17 protein-coding genes are annotated in these 21,034 nt (G+C 46.4%); 10 read left to right on the top strand and 7 right to left on the bottom strand.

Annotated features, from left to right (window positions below; genetic code table 11):
• The first annotated feature begins 209 nt into the window (after positions 1-209).
• Entirely contained in the window at positions 210-1,088 is an 879-nt protein-coding gene (locus ACRRS1_RS10310; protein WP_432464717.1) for a LysR substrate-binding domain-containing protein, read from the top strand.
• Between the two features lie 121 nt (positions 1,089-1,209).
• The gene (locus ACRRS1_RS10305) at positions 1,210-2,310 is read left to right on the top strand and encodes an alkene reductase (protein WP_432467859.1); all 1,101 of its coding nucleotides are present in this window, start codon (positions 1,210-1,212) and stop codon (positions 2,308-2,310) included.
• A gap of 254 nt (positions 2,311-2,564) precedes the next feature.
• Here ACRRS1_RS10305 and ACRRS1_RS10300 read toward each other — a convergent pair whose 3' ends face one another.
• The 3 genes from ACRRS1_RS10300 to ACRRS1_RS10290 form a co-directional block, all read right to left on the bottom strand.
• On the bottom strand, positions 2,565-4,175 hold the full coding sequence (locus tag ACRRS1_RS10300) for an ankyrin repeat domain-containing protein (protein WP_432467860.1): 1,611 nt from the start codon (positions 4,173-4,175) through the stop codon (positions 2,565-2,567).
• A gap of 256 nt (positions 4,176-4,431) precedes the next feature.
• Entirely contained in the window at positions 4,432-5,706 is a 1,275-nt protein-coding gene (gene preA / locus ACRRS1_RS10295) for an NAD-dependent dihydropyrimidine dehydrogenase subunit PreA (RefSeq protein ID WP_432467861.1), read from the bottom strand.
• A 4-nt stretch (positions 5,707-5,710) separates the two neighbouring features.
• Positions 5,711-7,054, bottom strand: coding sequence for an NAD(P)-dependent oxidoreductase (locus ACRRS1_RS10290; RefSeq protein WP_432467862.1), 1,344 nt, complete (start codon positions 7,052-7,054; stop codon positions 5,711-5,713).
• A gap of 304 nt (positions 7,055-7,358) precedes the next feature.
• Here ACRRS1_RS10290 and ACRRS1_RS10285 point away from each other — a divergent pair, with 304 nt between their 5' ends.
• The gene (locus ACRRS1_RS10285; protein ID WP_432467863.1) at positions 7,359-8,009 is read left to right on the top strand and encodes a TetR family transcriptional regulator C-terminal domain-containing protein; all 651 of its coding nucleotides are present in this window, start codon (positions 7,359-7,361) and stop codon (positions 8,007-8,009) included.
• A 173-nt stretch (positions 8,010-8,182) separates the two neighbouring features.
• Here the strand turns inward: ACRRS1_RS10285 and ACRRS1_RS10280 are convergent, their stop codons facing one another.
• Positions 8,183-9,454: a Zn-dependent hydrolase gene (locus ACRRS1_RS10280; protein ID WP_432453275.1), complete on the bottom strand. Its 1,272-nt coding sequence runs from the start codon at positions 9,452-9,454 to the stop codon at positions 8,183-8,185.
• Positions 9,455-9,891: 437 nt separating this feature from the next.
• On the opposite strand from ACRRS1_RS10280, the gene hydA reads away from it, so the two are divergent.
• From hydA to ACRRS1_RS10250, 6 genes are all read left to right on the top strand, one after another.
• Positions 9,892-11,331: a dihydropyrimidinase gene (gene hydA, locus ACRRS1_RS10275; protein WP_432467864.1), complete on the top strand. Its 1,440-nt coding sequence runs from the start codon at positions 9,892-9,894 to the stop codon at positions 11,329-11,331.
• A gap of 54 nt (positions 11,332-11,385) precedes the next feature.
• Positions 11,386-12,219 carry an ABC transporter ATP-binding protein gene (locus ACRRS1_RS10270; protein WP_432453277.1) on the top strand — a complete coding sequence of 278 codons (834 nt, stop codon included), beginning with the start codon at positions 11,386-11,388 and terminating at the stop codon, positions 12,217-12,219.
• 19 nt (positions 12,220-12,238) lie between these two features.
• Positions 12,239-13,126, top strand: a complete 888-nt coding sequence (locus tag ACRRS1_RS10265) for an ABC transporter permease (protein WP_432467866.1) — start codon at positions 12,239-12,241, stop codon at positions 13,124-13,126.
• Entirely contained in the window at positions 13,119-14,081 is a 963-nt protein-coding gene (locus ACRRS1_RS10260) for an ABC transporter permease (RefSeq protein ID WP_432459314.1), read from the top strand. Before ACRRS1_RS10265 ends, ACRRS1_RS10260 begins: the two co-directional genes overlap by 8 nt.
• A gap of 58 nt (positions 14,082-14,139) precedes the next feature.
• A complete protein-coding gene (locus ACRRS1_RS10255) occupies positions 14,140-15,144 on the top strand; it encodes an ABC transporter substrate-binding protein (protein ID WP_432459313.1) in 1,005 nt (334 codons plus the stop codon).
• Between the two features lie 148 nt (positions 15,145-15,292).
• A complete protein-coding gene (locus ACRRS1_RS10250; RefSeq protein ID WP_432467867.1) occupies positions 15,293-15,841 on the top strand; it encodes a PDC sensor domain-containing protein in 549 nt (182 codons plus the stop codon).
• Here the strand turns inward: ACRRS1_RS10250 and ACRRS1_RS10245 are convergent.
• Positions 15,794-17,023, bottom strand: a complete 1,230-nt coding sequence (locus ACRRS1_RS10245; protein ID WP_432467308.1) for an ISL3 family transposase — start codon at positions 17,021-17,023, stop codon at positions 15,794-15,796. The genes ACRRS1_RS10250 and ACRRS1_RS10245 overlap by 48 nt on opposite strands.
• 58 nt (positions 17,024-17,081) lie before the next feature.
• On the opposite strand from ACRRS1_RS10245, the gene ACRRS1_RS10240 reads away from it, so the two are divergent.
• Entirely contained in the window at positions 17,082-18,590 is a 1,509-nt protein-coding gene (locus ACRRS1_RS10240) for a methyl-accepting chemotaxis protein (RefSeq protein ID WP_432467868.1), read from the top strand.
• Positions 18,591-18,797: 207 nt separating this feature from the next.
• Here the strand turns inward: ACRRS1_RS10240 and ACRRS1_RS10235 are convergent, their stop codons facing one another.
• Together ACRRS1_RS10235 and ACRRS1_RS10230 are read right to left on the bottom strand one after the other, a co-directional pair.
• Complete coding sequence (locus ACRRS1_RS10235; protein ID WP_432453282.1) at positions 18,798-19,607, bottom strand: transporter substrate-binding domain-containing protein; 810 nt, start codon at positions 19,605-19,607, stop codon at positions 18,798-18,800.
• Between the two features lie 40 nt (positions 19,608-19,647).
• Complete coding sequence (locus ACRRS1_RS10230) at positions 19,648-20,871, bottom strand: cystathionine gamma-synthase family protein (protein ID WP_432467869.1); 1,224 nt, start codon at positions 20,869-20,871, stop codon at positions 19,648-19,650.
• Between the last annotated feature and the right edge of the window lie 163 nt (positions 20,872-21,034).

The raw sequence follows: 21,034 nt of genomic DNA, 5'->3' as shown, positions 1-21,034 counted from the left end.
AGTAAGTTCCAAACAAGACCTTAGCAAGCGAACTTATATTTCACCGGAAACTGATATCGCTGATGAACCGACCCCAACAAAGGCCAGATACTGGGATAAAATAGTTAATAATATTTGTCAAAATAAGATAAGTTACACAAGAAATATTGTGAATGTAACAACCAATAGCATCATCAAATCATTCTCGCTCTGGAGCCCATATGTTAAATTTGAGAAACCGTTCAGACGATCTTGAAATATTAATTGCTGTCGTTGATTGCGGTGGCTTTTCTGCTGCTGCCGAGCAGCTCAATATTCAAGTCGCGCGAGTCTCGCGGGCAGTCTCGAAGATTGAACAACAGATCGGTGTGACACTGCTCAATCGAACCACTCGGCGGATCCACCAGACCGATGAGGGGCGTCGATTTATCGAAGCCGTTCGACTCGGCCTACTCCAACTACAACATGCAGAAGAAGAGCTGTTAGCAAACGATGCATTTCCCAAAGGCAAGCTACGCGTCGATGCCGCCAGTCCATTTGTGTTGCATCAACTGGTGCCGTTAATACATGACTTTAAGCAAGCCTATCCCAACATTGACTTAGAACTGAGTTCCAACGAAGGCTATGTTGATTTACTCGAGAAACGAGTTGATGTTGCGATCCGTATCGGTCGCCTAAGTGATTCAACTCTGCACGCTCGCCCTTTAGGTAAAAGCCCACTTTACGTGGTCGCCTCTCCCGACTATCTGGCACGCCGTGGTGTGCCGCTGCATATTACCGACTTGCAACAGCATGATTTATTAGGTTTCACCAGCAAAAACCTCAATTTATGGCCACTTAAGGGTTTTAGTTTAGAGGCTCCCTCACTGATTGCTAGTAACGGCGAAACCGTTCGCCAATTGGTATTAAGCGGTAACGGCATTGCCTGTTTGTCCGGTTATATGGTTAAACAAGATATCGCTCATGGAACGATGATCCGCTTATTTGGCTCAGAAGCCGTTTACGATACGGGCCGTGAACAAATACACGCGGTGTATTACAAGTCTTCCTCATTAGCACGGCGGATCTCTTCTTTTATCGACTTTATCCAACCACGACTCAGCCTATAAAATAAAGCTTCACTTAAAACTAATTATTGTGAAATTCACAAAAATAATTTGTCATCTACGGACTGATTGCAAGCGCACTCAACTGCTACACTGATGCTCTAGTTTTTCGAGGATCTCACACATGACAGCCACACTCTTTCAAGCCATTCAACTTGGTAAATTTAGATTAAAAAACCGCATCGTCATGCCGCCGATGACACGCTCGCGTGCTACTCAGCCTGGAGACACCGCCAATCAAATGATGGCCGAGTACTATATGCAGCGCTGTGAAGCAGGACTCATCATTGGTGAAGGGACTCAAATATCAGAACGGGCTAAAGGTTACGCTTGGACTCCCGGGATCTATTCTCAAGCACAAATTGACGGCTGGCGTTTAGTGACCGATGCGGTTCACCAGCAGGCAGGTGTGATATTTGCGCAACTATGGCATGTAGGACGAGTCACTCACCCGGATAATATTAACGGTGCTCAGCCTTGGTCCGCTTCGCCACTTAAAGCCGAAAACGTGAAAGTATTTGTGGATAACGGTAGTCAGCAACCGGGGTTTATAGATGTGGTCACGCCCAAACAAATGAGCCAAAAAGAAATTAATCTAGTGATTGAGCAGTTTCGCCAAGCGGCCCTCAATGCACAACAAGCTGGTTTTGATGGGGTAGAGTTACACGCCGCCAATGGGTACTTAATCAATCAATTTATCGACTCTGAATCTAATCAGCGAACCGATGCCTATGGCGGTAGCCTTAGCAATCGTTTACGTTTTCTTGATGAAGTACTTACAGCCTTAGTGGGTGCTATTGGTGCAGACAAAGTCGCCGTGCGACTAGCTCCGCTCACCACCTTAAATGGCACCGTAGACGCCTACCCCGAGCAAACCTACACTGCGGTGGCCGAGTTGCTCAATCAACATCAAGTAGTCTATATGCACATTGCCGAAGCCGATTGGGACGATGCGCCGCCAATGCCGCTTCATTTTAAACAGGCACTACGCAAAACCTACGCAGGGACCATTATCTACGCCGGAAAATACACGGCAGCAAGCGCCAGCCAAGCCATAGAAGACGGCCTCGCCGATATGATAGCTTTTGGCCGCCCATTTATTGCGAATCCCGATTTACCCTCTCGAATTAAACACCATCAAGCCTGGGCGAGTCATGATCCCAACACCCTATTCGGAGGTAACCATCATGGTCTAACTGATTACCCTCGTTTTGAACAACAGTAAAATATAAGTTTAATCGACTAGCGGTAAAGTCTTGAACAACTTTACCGCCATCAAAGAATGGCAAAGCTTACCCATCAAACAACGAACCAGCTTGGCACTCAAAAATCGTGATAGCTGATGAAGCAAATACATACCACACAATAAAGTTGCACGGTAAGTAAAAACCTACATAAAACGGACTTGTGCTTATCTGGCGACTTGCTGTGAATCAAGCGCGAACACCCTGTTGCAGCCGTGAGATTCGGCGCATATGATTAACGCTCTAACAAAGAAAACATAATCTCCTGAACGCCTTGACCGCCCACACTACTCACTTGTTTAGTCATCTCGATGGCGCTTAAACCCTGATTATTGCGAAAGGTCAAATCGGGATCATGGCGAAGCAACTGCCTAAGCATGGAGAGTCGCCCAAATTTCACCGCGTACATCACCGGTGTCAATCCTTGATTATCAGCAAAATCGACATCTGCAGCATGGTCCAATAAGATCCGCGCAGTCCTAGGTTTATTAAACTTAACCGCGAGACATAAGGCAGTTTGTCCCTTTTGGTTCATGGCGTTTGGATCCATCCCTAAACGCAAAAGCGTATCAGTGATCTGCGAAGGACCGTAGTCTCCTCGACTCTCTAACCCTGCGACGCGACTGAGGATATCCGCTTTAAACAAAGTGAATGACAACGACAATTGAGTCGGCTGAAAAAACACATTAAAAACACGCTCTTCTCCGCTCAAGGCTGCGACATCAAGCGCAGTAAGTCCACGATGATCAATCAGCGACAGATCTGGATTAAATTTTAGCAAGCTGCGCATGCTTTCAATTTGCAAATTGGTGGAAGCAATATGCAAAGCGGTCTGCCCACGGGAATTCCGCAGATTAATATCCATATAAGGACCAATTAATTGCAACATTTTTGCTTGTTTAGTATCTAATTGTTCACCGTCGTAGCGATTCATCTGTACCTGTAACGGTAGCCACCCCGCTAACGCAGAACTTAAACGCTGCTGACCATCATTTGTCTCCGTTAAGCTCGCGATAAATGGCAGCTCTAAATGCTCAATCGCTCGCTTTATTTGCTCCTCACGACTGCCCTGAGCAGGTGACGTTCGGATGACAAAGGCCAATTTATTGAGTTGATTTTCAATCGCCCATTGATAGGCTGAGCGACCATCACTTGCAGTGCCAGCGCTATCTATACCCGCTGTTTTCAAAATCCGGACAATTTTTTCTGAATCGGCATATTGACGAGGCAAATACCTAGTCGCCAAGTAATGCAGTGTATTTCTGCCTTGCTGATCTTGGGCGTTGATATTAGCCCCGGCACCAAGCAGCGCATCAACCACTGCGATTTGTCCATAATAAGCAGCTAACATCAAGGGGCTTATCGCCTTTTCATCGACCAGATTGACATTTGCCCCACGCTTTATCAGCTCTATCGCAATCTTTGAGTTATGCTGTCGAATCGCAGCCATTAAGGGGCTGACCCCTAGCCGATTTTGTTGATCAATATTGATACCATTTTCAATCAACAACACCGCTATTTTTTTCAGGTAAGGCTCGCCCCCTGCAATGGAATAGGATGAAACATGGTGCAAAGCATTTTGACCATTATTATCTAGTTGATTAACATCAACTTTCTCAACTTCTAGCAGCTGCTTTACGGAGAAAACACTAGCAGTATTAGCGGCCTTCATCAACGCGCTGATATCGTCGCTTAAGCCCCCGTAAGTCATAAAACGATTATATGGAACGTTTACCTGACAGCAAACAACAGTCTGCTGAGATGCTGTCGGAGCCGACTGTCGCTGACTACATGAAATTAATAGACCGGCCAACGCCACCCCAAGTACTACTCGTTCCAAATTCATTTAATCGCTTATCCTTGCTAGAACAGATCGCCATTGCAGCGCAGAGCCAACAAAAAGTCAAAAATACACAACAGAGTCATAATTAACTTTTGTGATTACATATAATTTGGGTTGAAGCATGAAATAAAGTGGACCCAGTAGTTTGGGACTTATTTGTTCTAGCTTTAAAAACAAATAAATAGAATGAAAACGGTGATCTTGTTGATGCAACGCTTGCTCCGCCAATGCAGCAGAGCAAGCACCTAAGATAAAGAGCCTAAGAAACGTCCCGGTAAGGGTTGCGCGGATCCTGAGTCCAGTTCATATAGGGTTTATCGGCCTCTTTTTGCTCCATCTTGATACAGCTATCCACCGGACAGGTGATCTGGCACAGATTACAGCCAACACACTTATCTTCGATCACTTCGAAAGCGACGCTGCCATCGGGACGAGCGGTCTTGCTAATTGCCTGATGCGAGGTATCTTCGCAGGCGATGTAACAACGGCCACAGCCGATACATTTATCTTCATCAATATCGGCCACCACCTTATAGTTCATATTGAGGTATTTCCAATCGGTGGTATTGGGTACTGCGAGCCCCTGGAAATCGGAGATTTTCTTGTAGCCTTTACTGTCCATCCAATTCGACAGGCCTTGCTGCATTTCGCTGACAATTCTGAATCCGTAGATCATCGCAGCGGTACACACCTGCACGCAACCTGAGCCCAAGGAGATAAACTCCGCTGCATCGCGCCAGTTACCAATGCCACCGATCCCTGAAATAGGTAGGCCTGCAGTTTCCGGATCACGCGCGATTTCACTGACCATGTTTAGGGCAATCGGTTTCACCGCGGGGCCACAATAACCACCGTGGGTACTCTTGCCATCCACCAAGGGCCGCGCAGCCATCTGATCCAAATCGATCCCAGTAATTGAGTTAATGGTATTGATTAATGAAACCGCGTCAGCACCGCCATTTTTGGCAGCGCGCGCCGAGAAACGAATATCAGTGATGTTCGGGGTGAGTTTCACGATCACTGGCAACTTGCTATAGGTTTTACACCAACGAGTCACCATCTCCACATATTCTGGAACCTGGCCTACCGCAGCCCCCATCCCGCGCTCTGGCATCCCGTGCGGGCAGCCAAAGTTAAGTTCGAGGCCATCAGCGCCGGTTTGTTCCACTTGTTTCACGATGGTTTTCCATGATTCTTCCTCACAAGGCACCATTAAGGAAACCACTAAGGCTCGGTCGGGCCAGCTTTTTTTCACCGCCTCGATTTCACGCAGGTTGATTTCCAAACTGCGATCGGTGATCAATTCGATATTGTTAAAGCCCGAAACTTCACCATTATGATCATAGATTGCTGAATAGCGAGAGGACACATTCACCGCCGCTGGATCTTCGCCCAAGGTTTTCCAAACCACTCCACCCCAGCCCGCTTCAAAAGCGCGTTCGACGTTATAGGCTTTATCCGTCGGTGGCGCAGAGGCCAACCAAAATGGATTGGGAGATTTGATCCCTGCAAATTCAATTGATAAATCGGCCATGGTATTAAGCCTCCACTGAGTTAAGTTGTTGATGAATGGCGATAGCTGCCAACTTGCCCTGCTGCACCGCTTCTACGGTGAGGTCTTGTCCTTCACTGGTACAGTCCCCACCGGCAAACACGCCGTCAATACTGGTGATTTGCTTACCAAAGGTGGCAATTTTTCCATTGCTTACGGTGGGGATCAGCTGCTCTGCGTTGGGGTAAGCAAACTTCTGGCCGACCGCTTTAAATATTGCCGAACAAGCAACATCAAAGGTTTGCTCAGTATCTTTAAGCTGGCCATCTTCACTATAGGTTTTACGGAAGGTCATACTGCGTAATACCCCATCTTGGTCCAGATTAATTTGCTCTGGTTTGGCCCAGGTTTTTATTCTGACCTGATGGTTTTTGGCAATTTGCTGTTCGTGCTCGGTGGCGCTCATTTGCGCTTCGCCGCGACGATAAACCAGCGTCACCTCTTCTGTACCCAAACGTTTGAGTTGGCAGGCCATGTCGATGGCGGTATTACCGGCACCAATCACCACCGCGCTGTCCAGCGGGACCGCCAAGTCCTCGAGATCTTTAGCCTGGCGTAGCTCTTTAATGTAATCCACGGCATTGAGTACTTGCGGATGGCTTTCGTTGAGCAACATCAAGGACTGAACGTCCTGTAAGCCAATGGCTAAAAACACCGCATCAAAGCGCTGCTTCAACTCGCTCAAGCTGACATCTTGGCCTAAGGCGGTATCGGTATGCAGGGTGATGCCACCGATCCCTAAGATGAAATCAACTTCTTTCTGAGCAAAATTGTCGGTAAGTTTGTACTTGGCAATGCCGTATTCATTCAAGCCACCCGCTTTTGCTGCCGCTTCGAAGATCTCCACCTCATTGCCCAGCATCGCCAAGCGGTGTGCACAACTTAAGCCAGCGGGGCCTGCGCCCACTACCGCGATAGTTTTACCGGTCGGCGCGGCTCGTTCGAAAGGATGTCCCTCAAACACCGCATTGTCGGTGGCATGCCGTTGTAATAAACCAATTTTAACCGGTGACTGTTCCTGCTCTTTATTGCGCACACAGGCTTGTTCACACAAAATTTCGGTTGGACACACCCGGGCGCAACTGCCACCCATGATGTTTTCCTGATAGATGGTTTTAGCCGCTCCAGTTAAATCGTCAGTATGAATACTGGCAATAAAACTCGGAATATTAATTTTTGAAGGACAGGCGGTAATACAAGGCGCGTCGTAACAATAGTAACAACGCGAACTTTCGATGCCAGCTTTGCGGGCACTTAAGGCTGGATTGATATCCTTGAACATCTGATCAAGGGCTAGCTGCTGTTGTGAATAGCCCTCAGGCTTTTCCATACTCATCACCATGGGATCTCCCTATTTTTTTTATAATGCCGAGATAAAACTCTCTGCTTGTACAAAAACAAAGCAAAGCCTATACCATGTTCTGACCAAACGGTCAGGAGATGTGATTTTTGGTTCGGGGCTAGTAATATAACCATCTGTTTAATAAGGCTAAAAATAAATAGTCATTGAATGAAAAAAACAGATAGTTAACAATAAGTCTTGATTAGAGTTATGCTGTCAGTCAGTGGGTAGAACTAAGCATGCCCAGTATCAAGGCAAATAGCTTCATATTAGTGCAGAGAGCAATCAGCCCATGAGCAAAACCACCACCACGAATACCAAACGCCGTAAGCTAGCAGATATTCGTAAAGACAATCTCGCGCAAATTCTATTAGTTGCCGAGCAGTTATTTGCCGAAAACGGTTACTCGGGAACCACCATTGCAGCCATTGCGGCAAAAGCTGAATTACCCAAAGCCAATGTCCTTTATTATTTCAAAACTAAAGAGGCTTTATATAAGGGGGTACTCAGCCAGCAACTCGTCATATGGATGAGCCACATGGATCAAATGACGCCCGAGCAACATCCCAGTGTGGCGCTACGCCATTACATTTTGCAGAAGATGCAGCAATCCAAACAACACCCCAACGCTTCACGGATTTTCGCTGCCGAGATCTTACACGGAGCCCCCTACCTGCGAGAACAGTTAGCCACCGAGTTAAAACAGCAATTTGATAAAACCTGCCAGGTATTTCGAGATTGGATCGCCAAGCAGTGGATGGAACCGATTAATCCAGAACATTTAATGTTCATGATTTGGGCCTCAACCCAAGCCTATGCCGACTACGCCATTCAAAGTAGCCTGATGTTAAACAAAGATGCCCTGGATGATAGTGATTTTGAAGAAGGTATGGAATTAATTGCTCGCTTGGTGCTTAAAGGTTGCGGCATCAAGTTACTTTAGCGAAATAATGCTCGCAACGACCACGAATCGATGCTTCATTAAAATTGAGCAAATTGGTTTGAGCCAACAATGAACAGGGAATAGAGACGCATACTAGGCATAAAAACAAAGGATTAGAATAATTTCTAATCCTTTGTTGCGGTGAAAGCTAGATTTCACCGCAGAATAAGCAGCTATTTACTCAACGCAAGATCTTCAACCGTTGTAGCTTCTGTGACTTGTTCAGCCATACTAAGCATGGCATTTAACAGCACCGAGCAACCCGCTTCACATTCTTCCTGAGTGGTGCTTTCTATCTCGTTATGACTAATACCATTTAAGCAAGGCGTGAAAATCATGCTGGTTGGCGCAAAATCAGAGACATAACAGGCATCGTGACCTGCTCCAGCAATAATATCCATGTGACTATAACCTAAACTGACCGTAGCATTTCGCACTGCATCAACACAGGCCGAATCAAAATGGATAGGTTCGTAATACCAGAATGGATCGAGCGCAACTTCAACACCAGTTTGTTGCTCAAGCTCCGCCACCGCGGCTTTGAGTTCTTGATCCATGGCGCTGAGTTCTTCGTCGATGGGGTGGCGTAAATCAATACTCATTTCAATTTTACCGGGGATGGTATTGCGCGAATTTGGCAACACCTGCACAAAACCTACCGTACCACACCCCGGTGGATGTGCTTTAGCGATTTGCTCCACTTGTTGCATCAATTGCGCACTGGCCAGCAACGCATCTTTTCGCAGGTGCATCGGGGTCGTCCCAGCATGAGACTCTCGACCGGTAATCGTGGCATTAAACCAACGTTGCCCCTGCCCACCAGTGACCACGCCTATCTGTTTCTCTTCAGCTTCTAAATAAGGGCCCTGCTCGATATGAGTTTCGAAGAAAGCATGAAATTTTCGACCCGTCACTGGCGTTTCGCCAGCAAAGCCGATCCGCTCTAACTCATCGCCCAAACGCAAACCGTCTACATCCAAACTGTCTAAAATTTCTTGTAAACTAAAACGCCCAGAGACTACGCCAGAGCCCATCATCGCGGGGGCGAAGCGCGAGCCTTCTTCATTGGTCCAGACCGAAATCTCAATGGGATGTTTGGTTTTAATGCCACGATCATTGAGCGAACGGACCACTTCTAAACCCGATAATACGCCAAATACACCATCAAATTTTCCTCCCGAAGGCTGAGTATCTAAATGACTGCCCGTTCCCACAGGCGGCAGGCTCATATCTTCACCGGGGCGAGTACACATAATGTTACCAATAGCATCAATTTTTACACTACAACCCGCCTCTTCAGCCCATTTAATGTAAAGCTCTCGACCTTGTTTATCTAAATCAGTTAATGCTAATCGTCGGCAACCGCCTTTTTCGGTGGCTCCGATTTTTGCCATTTGCATCAAACTGTCCCACAAACGATCACTATTAATTTTGTAGCTACTCATACTGGCCTCCACTCAACCAAACTGTTTCATTTTTGTGTTAAATCCGCCCTCGGCGTTGCACTCAACCATGCAAAGTATTGACCAAGCGGACAAGAAGTTAGACGGTAAAAGCTAAACTACTGATAATTAAGGATTAAATGGTGCATTATTTTTTCGATTCTAATTTTCAGTAGCACGACCCGGTATTTTCGTTCAAATTTTATGCACTAAAAGTGGGAATATACGCCCTGCAATGGCGCGTAAGCGAGTCTATCCGACTCACTATGCAAACCAGTGGCTATCCGAATAAAACCAGTGTTCATGCGGCTTAGCATTAACAATAACCAACAAACTGTCCAATTGGTCAATCTATTGCATAACACCTAATTAAGGTAAGGGTTTTGCATCACAATAGACAACTTGATGCCCCTTTGAATCAATTAACGAGGTAGTTAGCAATGAGTGTACTAATTAAGGGTGGCAAAGTGGTCAACGCTGACCAAAGCATCTTTGCCGACGTTTACTGTGAAGGCGGTTTAATCAAAGCCATCGGCCAAGATCTAGATGTTCCCAGTGACGCTGAAGTGATTGATGCCAGCGGTAAGCTGGTAATGCCCGGCGGTATTGACCCCCATACCCACATGCAATTACCTTTTATGGGAACCGTCGCCAGCGAAGATTTCTATAGTGGCACCGCCGCAGGACTCGCCGGTGGTACCACCATGATTATCGATTTTGTGATCCCCAACCCCCAGCAACCACTGATGGAAGCCTACCAAACCTGGAAGGACTGGGCGGCTCGCTCAGTTTGCGATTATTCCTTTCATGTCGCCATCACCTGGTGGGACGACAGCGTTTATCAAGATATGGGCACACTCGTGAACCAAGAAGGGGTAAACAGTTTCAAGCATTTCATGGCCTATAAAAATGCCATCATGGCCGAAGATGAAACACTGGTAAATAGCTTCAATCGCTGTTTAGAATTAGGCGCAATGCCAACGGTACACGCCGAAAATGGCGAGTTGGTCGATCACCTACAAAAGAAATTACTCAAAGCCGGCTTAACCGGCCCCGAAGCGCATCCCCTATCGCGCCCAACCGAGGTGGAAGGCGAAGCCGCCAACCGCGCAATTCGGATTGCGCAATCGCTCGGTGTGCCACTCTATTTAGTGCATGTTTCTTGTAAAGAAGCGGTGGATGAAATCGCTCGGGCGCGCCATGAAGGCCAACGAGTTTACGGTGAATGTTTAGCTGGTCATCTTGAGTTGGACGACAGTGTCTATCGACAAAGTAACTGGGCCAGTGCCGCTGCGCATGTAATGAGCCCGCCGTTCAGACCGAAAGGACATCAGGAAGTTCTATGGAAGGCGCTACAAGGCGGCACCCTGCAAACCACCGCCACTGATCACTGCTGCTTCTGCGCTGACCAAAAAGCGAATGGGAAAGACGATTTCACTAAAATCCCCAATGGCACTGCTGGCGTCGAAGATCGAATGATGGTGCTGTGGGATTCTGGAGTGAATAAAGGTCGTTTAAGCGAGAGCGAGTTTGTGGCAGTGACGTCCACCAACAGTGCCAAAATATTCAATCTTTACCCTCAGAAAGGCTGTATTGCTGTGGGTTCTGATGCCGATATCGTGATTTGGGATCCAACAAAAACACATACCCTTTCGGCCAAAACCCATCATCAAAAAATAGATTTTAATATTTTCGAAGGCCGAACAGTACAAGGTGCTCCGCACATCACCATCAGCCAAGGCAATGTCGTCTTTAAAAACGGTCAGTTAAACGTGGTTGAAGGTGCCGGACGTTACATTAAACGTCCAGCCTTTCCCTCGATTTTCGAAGCGGTTCAAAAATATAACCAAAGCCATGCACCTGTTGGAATAGAACGATAACGCTGCCGCCTCAAATGAGCCGCCCAAAAACAATAAAAATATGAGAGAGAGACTATGTTAGCAGTAGCACAACAGACCACTGAACAAACCACTGCCGATAAAGCGCCGAGTCATCGTTCGATGATTGCCATTGAAGACTTGTCTTTGGTGTTTAATACCAACGATGGACCGGTCAATGCCTTGTCGAATATCCAGCTCAATATTAACGAAGGGGATTTTGTTTCATTTATCGGCCCCTCAGGTTGCGGTAAAACCACCTTGTTACGAGTGATCGCCGATTTAGAGCAGGCCACAGCAGGGAAAATAAAGGTTGATGGAACTTCACCCAGAGACGCTCGCTTAAATCGACTTTATGGCTATGTGTTTCAGGCCCCAGGTTTATTACCCTGGCGTACCATTCAACAAAACTGCGCACTGCCGATGGAAATCTCCGGACAAACTGGCACCCATCAACAAAAGCAAATCGATAAGTATTTGAAGATGGTAGGCCTACAAGACTTCCATAATAAATTTCCCTGGCAGTTATCTGGCGGTATGCAACAGCGCGCCTCCATTGCTCGGGCGCTGTGCCTCAATCCCGACCTGTTGTTGATGGACGAGCCCTTTGGCGCTTTGGATGAAATTACCCGTGACCATATGAACATAGAACTATTGAGAATTTGGCAAGAGACTCAAAAAACCGTGGTCTTTGTGACGCACTCCATTGCCGAAGCAGTACTGTTGTCGACCCATATTGTGGTGATGTCACCGCGCCCTGGACGGATCGTGAAAGTCATCGAAAGCCCCTTACCTCGTTTGAAAACCTTAGCACTGCGAGATGAAGCGGCTTTTCATGAACTGGCCGCGGAAATTCGTACCGCACTGGCCACCGATCATGCCATTGACTAAGCACAGCAGAGAGTAAACTATGCAAAGCACTACGAAGGACCGTCAGTGGCTGTCTTTAGCCAGCTTAATCATCGCGCTACTCGCCATTTGGTATTTGGCCGCATTGATCATGAATGGCAACCAACTGATCCATAACCTTGAACGTAAGAAACAAGACTGGAGCTATAGCCAGGTCATCAGCCAAGCGTATCAAGTTAAAAGGCCGATGTTACCAGCCCCCCATCAGGTGGCTTTAGAACTTAAAAAATCGGTCTTTGATACCTCGGTAACTTCTAAGCGTTCCTTGGTATTTCACAGCCTAATTACCCTTAACTCAACCCTTTTAGGCTTCGTTTTTGGCTCCTTATTAGGCATGCTAATTGCCATCGGTATTGTGCATAACAAAACCTTAGAAGCAAGCTTAATGCCCTGGGTGATCGCCTCACAAACCATTCCCATTTTGGCCATCGCGCCAATCATTGTGGTGGTACTCGGCGCACTCAATATTACGGGCGTGGTCCCCAAAGCCGTGATCTCGATGTATTTGTCGTTCTTCCCGGTGACCATCGGTATGGTTAAAGGTTTACGCGCCTCCGACACCATTCACGAAGAATTAATGTATACCTATAGTGCCAGCACCCTGCAAGTATTCTGGAAACTACGCTGGTACTCTGCCCAACCCTACCTGTTTGCCAGTTTAAAAGTTGCGATTGCCGCAGCCTTAGTTGGCGCCATTGTTGCCGAGCTGCCAACCGGGGCTCAAGGTGGCTTAGGTTCTCGCTTACTCAGTGGCTCCTATTATGGACAAACCCAGCAAATTTGGGCTGCATTAATCATGGCTGCACTGCTTGGCTCACTCTTAGTATGGCTTGTCGGTTTGGCTGAAAAGTCGCTATTAAAACGACGCGGGGGATTGAGCAATGCTTAACTATTTTTCTAATGCCTTATATCTTGGCTTGCTGCTACTGCAACTGGCTTTGACGATGAAAGTGGAAGCAGGCTTTTACCAACGAGCACCAAGCTTGATTATCCTTTTATTGTTAGCGACTTACGCCACTGCGGCGCTGTTAAGTCAGCTCACTCATTTGAGTACTTCACGCCCGGCATTTGCTCGCTATATTAAACCACTGATCCCTAGCTTATTTGCTTTTATGCTGATCCTTGCTTGGCAAAGCATCGTCACTGGTTACGCTATTTCTGCAGTGTTATTACCCGCCCCTTCTAAAATTTTCACAGCCTTAATCAATAATCTGCCGATGTTATGGGGAGACTTTAAGCAGACTTACTTAAAAGCAGTTCTCGCGGGTTATTTGCTAGGTTGCGCCTCGGGTTTTGTGGTCGCGCAATGGGCGGTAAAAAGTGCGTTTTTACGTAATGGTTTGGTGCCATTGGGTAATTTTATGTCGGCCATTCCGATTGTGGGGATCGCGCCGATTATGGTGATGTGGTTTGGCTTCGATTGGCAATCCAAGGCCGCAGTGATCGTGGTCATGACTTTCTTCCCCATGTTTATTAATACTCTAACCGGCCTACAGGCAACAGATGCGATCCACAGAGATTTGATGCATACCTATGCCGCCAGTAAAACCCAAATCTTCATCAAAAGTCAGCTGCCGCAAGCACTGCCTTTTATATTTAACGCCTTAAAACTCAACTCAACGTTGGCCTTAATTGGCGCTATTGTGGCCGAGTTTTTTGGTACCCCGATTGTTGGCATGGGATTTCGAATTTCAACCGAGGTTGGCCGAATGAACATGGACATGGTATGGGCCACGATTGTGGTAGCAGCAATTGCCGGCTCTTTAAGTTACGGGGCTTTAGCCTTGTTAGAAAAATCACTGCTATTTTGGCACCCCTCGTTTCGAGGTGGGAATAAACACTAGGGACATCAGACCCCTAGGCAATTACTTCAAACACTTGTAGCAATAAAGGGAATTAACTATGAATCGATCTCTGATTTCACTAGCATCTGGCGTCGCTTTAATGGCCGCTAGCCTCAGCGCAAGCGCAGCTGAAAAACTAACCTTACAACTAAAATGGGTCACTCAAGCCCAATTTGCCGGTTACTACGTCGCGCTCAATAAAGGTTTTTACAAAGACCAAGGGATCGATTTAACCATTAAGCCTGGTGGACCCGATATTGCGCCAGCCCAAGTACTGGCAGGCGGCGGTGCCGATGTAATTGTAGACTGGATGCCTTCTGCACTTGCTACCCGAGAAAAAGGCCTGCCACTGGTCAATATAGGTCAAATCTACGGTAAGTCAGGCATGATGCTCACTTGCCTTAAGTCGAGTGGCATTAGCAGCCCGGCAGATTTTAAAGGTAAAACCTTAGGGGTTTGGTTCTTCGGCAACGAATACCCTTTCCTAAGTTGGATGTCTAAACTCGGTTACGCCACCACCGGCGGCAAAGATGGCGTGACAGTATTGAAACAAGGCTTTAATGTTGATCCGATCTTCCAAGGTCAAGCTGATTGTGTCTCCACCATGACCTACAACGAATACGGTCAAGTGCTTGATGGCGGTTTAAGCAACGACGAACTAGTGCTATTCAAGTATGAAGATGAAGGCGTTGCAACGCTAGAGGATGGCCTGTACGTTCTAGAAGACAGTCTAAAAGACAGTAAAAAAGTCACTACCTATGCCAAATTCCTCAAAGCATCGATTGAAGGCTGGGAATGGGCAGCAGCACATCCCAAAGAAGCGGCTCTCATTGTATTAGACTACGATGATACTGGCGCGCAAACTGAAGCACATCAAATTCGCATGGCCACTGAGGTTGCAAAATTGTTAAGTAATAGCGATAAAGGCATTGGTTACCTCGAACCCGCAGCCTTTGACCGTACCGTTAAAATCTTACTCGATAGTGATTCAACACCGGTTATCACCAAAATGCCCGAAGGTGCCTACACCCATAAAGTATTTGACGAAGCCGCTAAACTGTAATTATTTAGTTATGATCATTTGATATAAAAAAGAGCTGCCAATGGTAGCTCTTTTTATTTGAACTGCGGTCAGCACCTCCCGATAAGTTCAACCAACAGAAAGCTCAACCAAATACAAGAATATTCTATTTTTCACAAGGGTATCCGCCATGTCCATTAAACATAAGTTTTATATCAGTAGCGCTATTTTGCTGATTGCATCATTACTTTTGTTATTTACTATCGTGCAAACCGTCGTTATACCAGTCATTAAGAACCAAGCCGTAACCACGGCGACATTCCAAGCCAAGGTCATCGGCAAAGCGATTGCCGAAGATCTCAGCGAAAACGCCGTTCTTACCCGAAACTTAGCCGCTCTAGCTGGGGGCCTTCCACTAGAGAAAGCGACATTTATTACCCACATTGAACCACTCATTAAGAGCGGTGAAGGCGTTGTGGGCGGTGGCATTTGGCCTGAACCCAATAAATTTAACCCAGATAGCCAAAAGGCTTCGTTATTTTGGGCCAAAACAGGGCCAAACCAGCTCTCCCTCCTAGATGACTATAATAAGCCAAATAGCAGTCCATACCAGCAGGAATCATGGTACACCAATGCCAAACAAGCCACACAAGGGCAATGTGTTTGGTCTGAAGTGTATGTTGATGGCTCTTCACCGTTCTTGGTGGAAAGTCATATCAAGCCCTCCAAAGTGAAATAAAATAGCTCGCTTAAAGCGTTCTTTATTTCTAAAACCCATCGAACGTATTTTTAGGCGCTGAATGTTTCCATTTATCGCTTCCGCTAAGCCATTTGATACCTTATAACGCATCGCATTGATGATGCCCTTTAAGTGCGTTTTCACGGTTTCTGCTGCTGTCATCATCGGCCTGATTTGACTGACCTTTATGAGTGCTAACCAATCATTCCAAGCCGCTTTGGCGTTAGCTGCATCGCCATACCAAATGGCTCTTGCTTGCTCTTTAAATATCCAGCTCAAGCCTGTGTTTTGCATCATTTTGGCCAGCGCACTCACTCTTTCTCTCAATGTCCCATGTAGGTGGCTGTTTCGTTTTAACCATCCATACCGTGTTTGGTGGCACTCTCTTTTTAAATGCTGGGGCAACGCCATGAGTTCGCTTTTTCTCACTTCATTAACCGCTTTAGTGAGGACCTTTGCGATATGAAAATGGTCTATGGCTATCATTTGCTTAGCCCGCTCACCGAAGTAGTCATATGCTGCGTTTATATATGCTCTGCTCATGTCCATCGATATGGAACGTGTAACCATTGTTGACTCAGGGGGCAATGCCTTAAAGCAAGCAGATAAGCTCAGGCCTGTTCGACCGTCTTCAACCGATATCACCTGACCATCACGATTGGATAATACCGTGACATAGTCATGGCCTTTCTTAAATGCCGTTTCATCGACCAACAGGTCTTGGTAGTTGATGGTGGTTCTGGCTGTCAGACCACGTTGAACGGCCCGAGTCATCATCCGGTCAATGGCTCCCCAGCTAAGCCGATAGGTTTTACTCACCGCGTATAATGAACTGACTTTAAGCATCTCTATAACGCGAGCCTCAAACAGCTCTGTGTAGCGGCTCTTACTCGTGGCCCAAGGCACTTGAAGTGTTTGTACCCCATGCTCGGGGCAATCAGCCCTAGGTACTTCAGCCTCAATACGTGTTTCAAACTGACAGGTATCTAAATGTCGCCAAACCCGCCGCCGAGTATCGTGTCGACGAACAGCCTTACCGCAAGAGGGGCAAGCCGTTAATGAACCTCGGTCATAGTCAACGCGTACGGTGATGGTTTGGGTTGACTCATTGAGTTCAACAGATGAAACAGCCCAAGGATGAGTTAATCCAAGAATAGATTGATAAAGCGTCGTGTCTTGCATGGTCGCGAGGTATTCATGAACGTTTACTTATTATCTCGCTCATTAATGTTTGTTGAAAGTGTTTCCACTACATTCGGTGAAGAGCCATGTTGATCCAGTATCCAATGAGTCAATGGTCACCTGTTCGGTCAAGATTCAACGTGATGGCCAATTTTGGGGGGTGGCTACCATCGATGTGGAATTAGCTAATATTGAACAAAGCTTAATCACTGAAAACAATGAAACCGGAACCTACAGTCTAATTGTCGATCAAACTGGGCAAATTGTTTCACTGCCCTTATTACGTAAACAAAATATTACGATGCTCAGCTTAAATGATTTAAGCCAGCAAGACGCTTCTCTAGCCCCTTTAGCGGCGGCTCTGCAAGCGAACAATAAGGATATGGTTGAGTTTAAACAAGGCGTGGTTCGTAATGACGCATCGATGCTAGTGCGCTTTACCCTACCCGATCAAGGCTGGACTGCGGCGGTAATCTTACCCGCTCAAGTGGCACTAAAAGATATGCGCTCATTAACCACCACCCTCTATCTTGCCTTTGCAGGCTTGATCCTTGTGTTTATTATTGCCTTACTGGTGTCAGCTAAGCGCTTAATTACCAACATTAATTTAACCACCAACCAAGTTCGCTCATTAATTCAAGGTCGGCTCGATACAAAACTCAAGATCAACGGCAAAGATGAGATGAGTGAGTTAGCGCAAGCGATTAATGACTACGGCGATCATTTACTCGGCATCCTCAAACGTGTGAAGCAAGAAGCCGAAAACGTAAAGAATAATGCAAGCTCAATGGATGGCCTGAGCGAGGCAAGCCAACAGCGAGCGCAACAACTAATGGATGAAAATAATACTCTTGCTACCGCGATTAATGAGATGTCTGCAACGGCCTCATCGGTATCACAGGATGTAGCGTCAGTGGCGGAGATCACCACCGACTCTTCCGACCGAGTGAATCAAGGCTTTACCGTAATCGAGCAAAACTCAGAATCCATTTCCTTACTATTTGATAAATTGGCGGAATCGGTCACTGTTATAGAGAAACTTTCACAAGACTCGCAGTCGGTCAGTAAGGTATTGGATGTCATCATGAGTATTTCTGAGCAAACCAATTTGCTAGCACTGAATGCCGCGATTGAGGCGGCTCGCGCTGGTGATTCTGGACGTGGTTTTGCCGTGGTTGCCGATGAAGTACGAACTCTCGCCCAAAAAACCCAGCAATCAGCAGGCGAAATAGAAACCATGATCAATCAACTGCAACAAGCCTCACAACAAGGCATTACGGTGATAGAAGAATGTCGCGGGTACTCTGAAACGGTGAATCAACGCTCTACCACCACCCGTAGCCAATACGAGCAAATTGTCAGCGCCTTTAATGATATTAAAGAGCGCGCCAACAACATTGCCGTGGCCACCAACGAGCAATCGAAGGTCACTGATAACGTAGAGATGCTTGCAGAACGGATCCGCGAAATCTCAAATCAAAATGTTAGTGATGCCGACGAATTTAGACAGGTGAGTAGCGAAGCGACACGACAAGCACAACGTCTTTATGAACTGAGTCGCCAATAGCAAGACTCTGACCATTGCCTATGAGGTACCAGAGATAATGCTTGTGCGAACGAGAGTGACCGCGAGAATCAAACTCGCAGATACAAGCTAGTAGCCTTGAGTTGCGGTACCAATCAATACCGCGACACCAAGCTCGAGAGTCGTTACCTAAAAAAAGCCAGCGAAAACTGGCTCTTTTTTATCAAGAAGCATTCCCCCTAACGAAGGCTACTGAATGCTGCTAAGCCAAGCGTCCGACTTAAACCACTTGTCATAAATCCGCTGGTAAGAACCATCTTTTTTAATTTGAACAAGATAATTATTTAAGAAATTCAGAAAATGGTAGTCATGTTTACGAATTGCCCAACCCAAGGGTTCATAGGTGAAGGAACTATCTAAGTGATAAACCTTATCTTGGTGTTGCGAAGCGTATAGAGCGTTGTAAGGTAAGTCGTATACAAACGCATCCGCTTTGCCATTACTCACCTGCAACACGGCATCCGCCGAAGTTTCAAACAAATCAATATTGGCTTTTGGTAGGTACTTCTTCGCCGCAATCGCACCGGTAGTGCCGACTTGTGAAACCACTGTGTATTTCGGATCATTTAAATCACGGTAACTTTTCACGCTATCTTTCAACTTTGGTGATAACAAGACTGTTTGACCAATTTCAATGTAGGTATTGGAAAACATAACCTTGAGATTACGTTCAGGAGTGATAGCAATGCCGCCAATAATGATGTCACACTTGCCCGTTTGCAGAGCTGGAATAATACCATCCCATGCGGTATTTACGGGGACAAAATTTACTTTCATAGCACGCGCCATGAGCTTGGCAATATCAATATCAAAACCGATATAACGGCCATCTTTACTCTTCATCTCGAAGGGAATATAGCCAGCTTCAAAGCAGACCTTTAACTCGCCGTTGGACAGAATAGTTTCAATGGTAGGCTCCGCAGCAGAGGCTGTGGTATGCATCAGTGACAAACTTGCAAAGGCAATGCCCGCAAATGTGTTTTTAACAAAGGGATTCATGTATATCCTTGAACTAAATGGTGTTGTTTGCATTGATAAATTATTTATTTTCTAATTCGGTTGCTGTCGCAGCCAGTGCTTGTTTTAGATCAGCCAGCAGATCGTCGGTATCTTCAATCCCGACAGAAATGCGGACTAATCCTTCAGAAATACCCAGCGCTTGACGCTCCTCTAAAGTATTTTCTACATGACTTGTGGTACGTGCCGGCCCATAAATTGTCTCTACAGCGCCCAAATTTCCAGCGCAGTGGGCATACTTCAACTTTGGTAATAGTAGCTTCACGGCATCCATTCCACCTTTCAGCACAAAACTCACTATTGCCCCAAAACCCCGCATCTGTTGCTTGGCGATTAGGTGGTTTGGATGTTGCTCAAGACCAGGATAATTGACCGATTCAACCAAGGTTTGTGTCAGCAAAAAATCTGCCATGGCTTTAGCACTCGCCTGTTGCTGGCGAAAACGTAAGGCTAGTGTTTTGATCCCACGAATAATCAAATACGCAGCAAAGGGATCGAGCGCAGCACCATTAATCTCACGATAATGTCGCACTTGCTCCATCAAGACCTTAGAACCACAGGCAATTCCGCCCATCACATCACCATGACCACTCAAATATTTGGTCGCACTATGTACCACCACATCAACCCCCAGAGAGAGCGGATTTTGGTTGATGGGCGTCGCGAAGGTATTATCGGCCACCACTAAGGCACCAACTTTTTTAGCTGCGGCAACTAAACGTTTAATATCCAATATTTTTAAGCTTGGATTGGTGGGTGTTTCTAAATACAAGAGATCACAACCTTGAGCAATCTGAGCTTCAATTTGCTGATGATCCAAAGTGTCACACAGGCACACATCAACGCCCATACGCGGCAAAAATTCTTCAAAAATTTTATTAGTCCCGCCATAACTGTCTTTAGTCGATACAACCCGCTTTCCATGACTCAAAAACGTATACAGCACACTGCTGATCACCCCCATGCCACTGCTAAATGCCACCGCCGCTTCGGCCTGCTCTAAAACACTAAGCTTCGCTTCCAAAACCGCAACCGTTGGATTACTCATACGACTGTAGATAAAACCCGGTTGTTGACCTAGCGCCACCTCATACCATTGATCAATATCAGAATAGGCATGCGCCGCACTGGCCACGATAGGCGTTTGCGTCGCGCCATAGGGGTGACCCGATTGCTCACCAGCCCATACACTTAGGGTTGCAGAGCCCACACCGATTAAGCTCTTATCTACTTTAGCTTGTTCCATTTATTCGCCTTCAATTAAACAATGACAATAGCGCATCGTCGGGATTATGACGCCAATTCAGGCAAAAGCGAAGTTGCATATACGCCGACAGCCGAGGAAAAGCGCCCTTTATTATTCAGGCAAGCCTAAATGAGCCTAGAGAGAAAGTCATCCCCTTCATTTG

The sequence above is a fragment of the Agarivorans sp. Z349TD_8 genome, assembly GCF_050870825.2.
Classification (GTDB): domain Bacteria; phylum Pseudomonadota; class Gammaproteobacteria; order Enterobacterales; family Celerinatantimonadaceae; genus Agarivorans.
The sequence above is the reverse complement of the archived record's forward strand: the minus strand, read 5'-3'. Positions and strand labels throughout refer to the sequence as shown.